We start from the raw sequence: 7,298 nt of genomic DNA, 5'->3' as shown, positions 1-7,298 counted from the left end.
GACTTAACCAGCGCATTTTTGAAGCCTTTAATTGCTTCTACACTGAATTTTTGAAATTCTTCGAAGTCAGATCTTCTAATTCCCAAAATTCAAATGATCAGGTTAGTTCTGCAACAGCCACGGTGGTTAAAGTGAAATATGGCAAATATCTTATTATCTAAGATTATAGCGTCTCGAATGCGATTTAGGTACGGTTAAAAGCTTCTGCTATACCTTAAATCGTACTTATGTAGCTATGGGAAGCTCGTAGTGCTTGGGAGAACTTACTCTTATCAGGCGTGCAGGTAACAAATACGAAAAACAAGATTATTGCTACTATGGCGACCATAGCTTCGGTAAAGACCTGCAGCTTAAAGGTTCTTTCCTTTTTTTCCTGACAATCATATTAAAGGCCAAATGAACTGATTCGTAAATACTCGTTGTGTAAAGCCCGTCGTAAACTTATTCAGCTTTTCGGTTCCTATAAAAATTCAGCATGCTAATATAATAAAATCTCGATCTACAAAGCTAGCTTCAAAATTCCTACAGTCAGCCGCTTTCATTGACACATAGTGCCCCGTTGAGGCCTCGGATGGAAAATTAGCGTAGTTGTAAAATGGTTAAATAGAATTGAATTTTTATACAGCCAACAACAAACGGGGAAGGACATGGCGGCAAAAATGAAGATGACGAGTATGACGATTGCTGGCGGATACCTAGCAGTCTGCTCATCTGCTCAATTGCAAACAAATGTCTTGTTAAAGACGCGGATGTCCGGGTACAAGTGGCTTTGATTACATTTGTTTTATTTGACCGTAAATAAATATCTTATGAATACTATGACCACCGTTTCGGAAGTATTAAATGACCTAAAATTAAAAGGGTATACCGTAGACTTTAATCTGGACGATAACTGCCTGATCTGCAATTCAAATTCGTTGAAAATACACCCGCAGGACTTTGTGGTTGATAAGCATTACCGCTTCGAAGGGATGTCTGACCCCAGTGATGAGGCTATTGTATATGCGATCTCTTCTCCAAAACATGATATAAAAGGTACTTTGGTAAACGGATATGGTATATCAAGTGATAACATGACGGATGATCTCATCAAAGCGCTGGACGAAACACCCCCGGTTAAGCATCTGAAACAGGCGCCAGATTCAACCCCAACTAAGTCGGCCGAAGCTACTCCGCTAAGGCCGGAAGGTGAACGGGAACTGGACGCACTAATGGTAACGATGGACCTAAATTTGTTAAAAGCCCAGATCAAACAAGAGGCTTCTTACAAGAACGGCGATCGGAATGCCATAACTATTTTTAAGACCGAAGGCATGCGCATTGTTTTGATCGCGCTGCATAAAGGTGCTGAGATGAAAACCCATACTGCACCGGGGATTATCAGTGTGCAAGTCCTTGAAGGAAACATCACCTTTTCTACGGAGCAAAAAACAGCAGATCGTAGTGCAGGCCAGATGCTTGCACTTCATGCAGGAATTGCACACAAAGTTCTTGCCAGTGAAGAATCCTTATTTCTGTTGACAATATCTTCAAGGGTTGAAAAGAAGTAAAGCATTGATCCTCACATCGATCGCAAATTCGATTTCGGTGATATAGCAGGACACTGGATCTGGCAAAAAGTTAACAAGTGATCCAAATTTCTAATGGCTTTCCTAGACGTTTCAGAGCAATTCAATTGATGTAATGCTGGCGCATCGCGGGATCGCCAGGTAACATATCCGTATCGATAGCCCTGGTTCTCACCCAATATCTAGTTTACCCACTCAACTGGCATAAGCACAGCCAGCGGCAAAGAGATACTCAAATAAAAGAGTAAAAAGTCTTTTATTTCCCGAATCTTGAAGATATATTTGCACATAAACCAGATGCAGATGTTTTTTTCAAAAACTTGTGAATACGCGATAAGAGCGGTCATTTTTGTAGCGCAAAAGTCAGAAGGAGGCAGGAAGGTGGGTATTAAAGAGGTTGCCGCTGGTATTGATTCACCGGAACATTTTATTGCCAAGATCCTTCAGGATCTCAGCAAACGGGAGCTCATACAATCCAGTAAGGGCCCAAATGGCGGCTTTTATATTGACAGCAGTGCTCAGAGCAATACACTGGCCGATATTGTCAGGGCGATCGACGGGGAAAAAATATTTAAGGGCTGCGGCCTGGGGTTAAAAAGTTGCTCTGAAACAAAGCCTTGTCCACTGCACAACGATTTTAAAGAAATTAGAAGAAAAATGCATCTCACCTTACAGTCAGCGACGATCGGGGAATTCAATGAGAATTTGAATTTAGGGCTGAGCTACATTAAAGAAAGATAAAATTTTACACATTAAAAGATATTAGGGTCTTAATATATATAATATGACTGCTGTTAGTAAGTATAAGATTATAAGTAGCTTATGCCTTTTGATTTATTTGGTTGCGACTCCTGCATATGCAGAAAGCCTACTTGGGCAGGCTGTTGTGCTATCGGTAGGGATAGTTGCATTGGTGATGGGGGTGGGTGTGCTTTTTATCGCGATCCTGATCAAAAACGTTGTTCAACAGGATCTGAATAATAAAATCAACCCGGGTAAACGGGATTATTCAAGATACCTCCATAACCTGAATAGCCAACAGATCTCATTGCTGCTCGACCGGATGATGAAAAAGCAGCATTTAGGGGTCATTGCGCTCGCTATCCTAAGTTTGGTAAGTCTTCCCTCACTGGCGCAATCGAGCCAACCAACTGCTGACTCGCTGCTGAGCCAGGGCGGTATTTTAATTACCATCGTCTTGATATCAATCCCTGTGCTGGCGGGTGCTATCTTCTTATTTTTCAAAATCACTAATACATTAAACAGGTATAGAAATCAGCAGCGTGTGGCAGAGGCCGGGCGTGTGGCAGCTTACCTGGGCGGAATTGAAAGTAAGGATCTTGCAGTAGCACTGCAACAAAGAAAAGATGCGCTGGATTTTACATTGAGTCATAATGAACTGTCGGGAGCATTGCCTGCCAACGACCATAAAGGTTTGATCAACAATGTCGAACATGAGGCCTCACTACCATTTGTGGCCCGTAAAAGAAAGGCGCACATTCGCCCGAAAGTGGACCCGCAACTTTCCAGGCTCATCACCTGGTTCATCATCACAGCTACTTTCTGGCTTGTTTTCGGGACGACGGTCGGGGAATACATTGGGATAAAATTTGTTGCGCCGGATGCAGACCAATTCAGCTGGCTGAGCTTTGGGCGATTGCGGCCGGTCCATACCAATGCCGTTTTCTGGGGCTGGGCATCGTTAGCGATGCTGGGGTTAGGTAACTATGTCGTGCCCAGGGTCAGCAATACAAACCTATTCAGCATAAAACTGGGATGGTATACATTGATACTTATTAACACGGCGGTGGTACTGGGCACATTGTGTTTGATGGCCGGAATCAATAATGGGGGCGGGGAGTACCGGGAGTACATATGGCCCGTGATGCTGCTTTTTGGCATTGGGCTTCTGCTGACCCTAATCAATTACTTCAAGACAGTCGCCAGCCGCACGACGAAGGAAATCTATATTTCAAACTGGTACATTGTCTCTTCGGTGATTTTTGGAATTGTGATCGCGGTGGTTGCATATGTGCCTCTTTGGCAAAATGGGCTGGGTGAAACAATCATTCAAGGCTATTACATGCACCAGGGTGTTGGAATGTGGTTCATGCTTTTTACGCTCGGGATCGTTTATTACTTCCTGCCCCAGCAGCTCAATAAACCGATCTATTCGTATAGCCTGGGTATACTTGCCTTTTGGACCCAGATCCTGTTTTATACGCTTATTGGTACCCATCATTTTGTTTTTAGTGCAATTCCCTGGTGGCTGCAGACGGTCGCCATCGTGGGCAGTGTGGGCATGATCATCCCGGTAGTGGCAGGAACAACTAATTTCCTGCTGACCTTCAAAGGCGCGTGGTACAAGATCACCGACAGTTATACACTTCCGTTCTTTTTAACGGGTATCCTTTTCTACTTTACCGGTTCCATGCAGGGGACTGCCGAAGCTTTCCGGTCTACCAATCTGCTATGGCATTTCACTGATTTTACTGTTGCCCATTCCCATTTGACGATGTATGGCATTATCTGCTTTTTGCTTTGGGCAGGGATTTATGCACTTATGCCGCGTATTACGGGCCAGGAGGCTCCGCAGATTACTGTTGGCGCGCACTTTTGGCTGGCATTGATTGGTCTTTTGTTTTACACAATACCATTGATGTATGGCAGTACCATGCGCGGATTGATGTGGATGGAAGCTAAGCCCTTTATTGACTCGGTCAGCTTCATGGCACCGTTTTGGCTCTGGCGGGCGATCGGAGGAAGCCTGATGTGGCTCTCACACCTATTTTTTGCCTATAATCTTTACAGGATGATGGTCGCGCCGGGCACGGTTGATATTAAGGAAACGGCATTTGAAAAGCTGAGATCTATTGATCACGTGTCCTGAAACCGAGTAATACTATCCCATTCAATTTGACATCATGGATTTCTTCGATAATCATAACAAACTATTCGGCGCTGCTTTCCTGCTCTTTATCGGCTTAACCGCTTTCGTGGCCGTATTGCCTGCCATTGATAATGAGCAGAACAATGCGCCGCTGCCAAGTGCAGTGCCGCTCAGTGAGGCGGCGATCAGGGGAAAGGCATTGTATGTTTCCAATGGATGCGTGGCCTGCCATACCCAGCAGGTCCGCAATGTGGATATGGATAAGGTTTGGGGCCAGCGGCCAGGGTTGGCGGCAGACTATGCTTCAAATCGCCGCACGGATTTCTGGCGTAATACCGCCACGCTGATGGGTACTGAGCGGACCGGGCCTGACCTGACCTCGATCGGAAGCCGGCAGCCCAGCCGGGAATGGAACCTTGTGCATCTATATAACCCGCGCATTGTGATCAAGCAGTCCATTATGCCGGCATATCCCTGGCTGTTCGAAAGTAAATCCGAGCCGGCAAAAGAGGATGTGGTTGTAAATGTTCCTGATGCGTTTCAGAAAGAAGGAATGACTTTGGTAGCCACCAGGGATGCGCTTGATCTGGTTGCTTATTTACAATCATTGAAACAGGCCGAGCTCCCCGGAGCAACGAGTGCCCCTGCTTTTTTATATGCAAAAGATGAACAGAAAACAGAAAGTACGGACCAATCCATGGCGTCCAATTCTGAAACTGCCGCGAATGGCCAGGCGCTTTACGCCACCCATTGCCAGGCATGTCACCAGGAAAGCGGGGAAGGTTTGAAAGGCGCTTTTCCACCTTTGAAAGGTAGTACAGTTGTACTCGATAAAGATCCTTCATTAATCGTAAACATCATCATGCGGGGCTATGATGCCCGCCAGGAATACGGGGCAATGCCCGCTGTGGGAGCGAATGCAGATTTAAGTCCGGTGCAAATAGCCGCCATTATTAACCATGAGCGCAGCAGCTGGGGCAACAATGCACCCAAGGTATCGGTGCAACAAGTAGAGCAGATTGTGCAGAAAATCAAGGAAATGCCCGTGCAATAGATGCTATGACGGCATTTGTTAAATTAAAAGAATTCAGATTTGATATGAAAAAAGCCTTTTTGTTAGCCGTGTTTGTCTTGATGGGCTTATTTGCTGCGGCGTGCCCGGTATGTGACCAGCGTCAGCCGAAGCTATTACAAGGTATCGCGCATGGATCAGGCCCGGAAAGCACCTGGGACTATCTGATCGTTTCGCTTGCCGCCATCATTGTGATGCTTACGCTCTTTTTCTCTGCAAAGATGTTGATCAAACCCGGTGAAAAGTCCGGCGACCATATCAAAAGGCTTATTATAAACACGTAATGACATGGAAGATAAAAGCACAGTTTTTCTTTTCCTGGATCAGGATCAAACGCCAATCGCCGAGTTTATCTCTCCTGTAAATTTTGAGCTGGATACCCGTAAAATGGTGGATGGTAAACATGAACTGAAAATCGTCAGTAAAGATCCGACGGGCAAAGAAGGTATCCGTATCATCCCGTTCGAGGTGAAGAACGGGCCTGCCATTGCCGTCGAAGGTATCACCGAGAATGCAGTGGTGGATGGAGTGGTTCCATTGATGATCAATGCATATGGAAAAGGGGACCAGAAGCGGTTTCTGATTACCGGAAGTGAAACACCCCAGAGCATTCCGGCCTGGATCTGGATCCTGCTCATCGGCTTTTTAGGATGGTCGATCTATTACCTTATCCGATACATTGACTTGATTAAAATTTGAAATGGAAACAAAACAACAAATACTCGACATCGAGGACATCAAGCTTCTGGTAGATTCCTTTTACGCAAAAGTCAGGGTGGATACATTGCTATCACCTGTTTTTAATGAGCGGATCAGCGATAAGTGGCCGCAGCATATGGAAAAAATGTACAAGTTCTGGCAGACAGTGCTTTTAAAGGAGCATACTTATTACGGAAGCCCGTTTACCCCACATGCGATGTTACAGGTTGACCACACGCATTTTGAACAATGGATGAATTTATTTGTTGGGACCATTGATGAACTGTTTGTCGGCGAGAAAGCCCAAGAAGCAAAGTTCAGGGCGGGTAAGATGGCGGAAATGTTTGAATACAAAATCAAGTACTACCAAAGCGATCCGTCACGTGTGATTTTGTGATATCCGGGTTAAATCAAGATCGTATCCATGATGCAGGATCATGAGAACGAAGGCGAGCGCATGCGAAAAATCGCAGCATTGAGTGATAATTACATACCGGGCTCTGATGCCTGCACTATGTATAAAGCTTGGTCTTTTATGCTTGAAGAATTTGAGAGTGATCAGCACAAGCATACACATCTGGAAAAGGAATTGCAGGCGGCTGATAGCAGAACCTAACATTTAATCAGAAAATGAGGCCTGATAATATGGAAACGACTGACCCAGATCTTGTAATAAACGTAAAGCGGATATATGAACCAGCCAGCAAAAAGGATGGCTTTCGCATACTTGTTGACCGTTTGTGGCCCAGGGGATTAAAGAAAAGCCAGGCCGGGGTCGACCTTTGGCTGAGAGAAATTGCCCCGAGTGCTGAATTGAGAAAATCGTTTAACCACGACCCGGAACGGTGGACGGAGTTTGTTGCAGACTACAACTTCCAGCTCAACAAAAACAGGCAGATTGCAAGGCAACTTATCGCTTTGATAAAGGAGCACAAAAAAATATCCCTTTTGTATTCCGCCCAAAATGAACAGTTTAACAACGCAATTGCGTTGAAAGGTTTCCTGGATAAATTTATGAAGCAGACCATCAATGAGTAAGATATTCCGGTAAGACAATGATTATCCATCC

Annotated in this window: 9 protein-coding genes; all 9 read left to right on the top strand. The window is 45.0% G+C overall.

Annotated features, from left to right (window positions below; translation table 11 throughout):
- Positions 1-809: 809 nt before the first annotated feature.
- Entirely contained in the window at positions 810-1,550 is a 741-nt protein-coding gene (locus ABIO93_RS18075) for a cupin domain-containing protein (RefSeq protein ID WP_348070138.1), read from the top strand.
- Positions 1,551-1,871: 321 nt separating this feature from the next.
- Positions 1,872-2,309, top strand: coding sequence for an Rrf2 family transcriptional regulator (locus ABIO93_RS18070; protein ID WP_348070136.1), 438 nt, complete (start codon positions 1,872-1,874; stop codon positions 2,307-2,309).
- Between the two features lie 88 nt (positions 2,310-2,397).
- Positions 2,398-4,458, top strand: coding sequence for a cbb3-type cytochrome c oxidase subunit I (locus tag ABIO93_RS18065; RefSeq protein ID WP_348070134.1), 2,061 nt, complete (start codon positions 2,398-2,400; stop codon positions 4,456-4,458).
- Positions 4,459-4,492: 34 nt separating this feature from the next.
- A complete protein-coding gene (locus ABIO93_RS18060) occupies positions 4,493-5,512 on the top strand; it encodes a cbb3-type cytochrome c oxidase subunit II (RefSeq protein ID WP_348070132.1) in 1,020 nt (339 codons plus the stop codon).
- 44 nt (positions 5,513-5,556) lie between these two features.
- Complete coding sequence (locus ABIO93_RS18055; RefSeq protein WP_348070130.1) at positions 5,557-5,814, top strand: hypothetical protein; 258 nt, start codon at positions 5,557-5,559, stop codon at positions 5,812-5,814.
- A 4-nt stretch (positions 5,815-5,818) separates the two neighbouring features.
- Positions 5,819-6,229: a cytochrome C gene (locus tag ABIO93_RS18050; protein ID WP_348070129.1), complete on the top strand. Its 411-nt coding sequence runs from the start codon at positions 5,819-5,821 to the stop codon at positions 6,227-6,229.
- 1 nt (position 6,230) lies between these two features.
- A complete protein-coding gene (locus ABIO93_RS18045) occupies positions 6,231-6,626 on the top strand; it encodes a group III truncated hemoglobin (protein WP_348070127.1) in 396 nt (131 codons plus the stop codon).
- 27 nt (positions 6,627-6,653) lie between these two features.
- Positions 6,654-6,845, top strand: coding sequence for a hypothetical protein (locus ABIO93_RS18040; RefSeq protein ID WP_348070125.1), 192 nt, complete (start codon positions 6,654-6,656; stop codon positions 6,843-6,845).
- A gap of 29 nt (positions 6,846-6,874) precedes the next feature.
- Positions 6,875-7,267 (top strand): DUF488 family protein, encoded by a 393-nt coding sequence (locus ABIO93_RS18035; RefSeq protein ID WP_348070124.1) that lies wholly within the window; start codon positions 6,875-6,877, stop codon positions 7,265-7,267.
- Positions 7,268-7,298: the final 31 nt, after the last annotated feature.

The sequence above is a fragment of the Dyadobacter sp. genome (assembly GCF_039919315.1).
Classification (GTDB): domain Bacteria; phylum Bacteroidota; class Bacteroidia; order Cytophagales; family Spirosomataceae; genus Dyadobacter.
The sequence above is the reverse complement of the archived record's forward strand: the minus strand, read 5'-3'. Positions and strand labels throughout refer to the sequence as shown.

What these genes read in the sequence shown, in the direction of transcription:
- ABIO93_RS18075 (WP_348070138.1), top strand. Translation starts at nt 810, where the DNA reads ATGAATACTATGACCACCGTTTCGGAAGTATTAAATGACCTAAAATTA.
- ABIO93_RS18070 (WP_348070136.1), top strand. Translation starts at nt 1,872, where the DNA reads ATGTTTTTTTCAAAAACTTGTGAATACGCGATAAGAGCGGTCATTTTT.
- ABIO93_RS18060 (WP_348070132.1), top strand. Translation starts at nt 4,493, where the DNA reads ATGGATTTCTTCGATAATCATAACAAACTATTCGGCGCTGCTTTCCTG.
- ABIO93_RS18055 (WP_348070130.1), top strand. Translation starts at nt 5,557, where the DNA reads ATGAAAAAAGCCTTTTTGTTAGCCGTGTTTGTCTTGATGGGCTTATTT.
- ABIO93_RS18050 (WP_348070129.1), top strand. Translation starts at nt 5,819, where the DNA reads ATGGAAGATAAAAGCACAGTTTTTCTTTTCCTGGATCAGGATCAAACG.
- ABIO93_RS18045 (WP_348070127.1), top strand. Translation starts at nt 6,231, where the DNA reads ATGGAAACAAAACAACAAATACTCGACATCGAGGACATCAAGCTTCTG.
- ABIO93_RS18040 (WP_348070125.1), top strand. Translation starts at nt 6,654, where the DNA reads ATGATGCAGGATCATGAGAACGAAGGCGAGCGCATGCGAAAAATCGCA.
- ABIO93_RS18035 (WP_348070124.1), top strand. Translation starts at nt 6,875, where the DNA reads ATGGAAACGACTGACCCAGATCTTGTAATAAACGTAAAGCGGATATAT.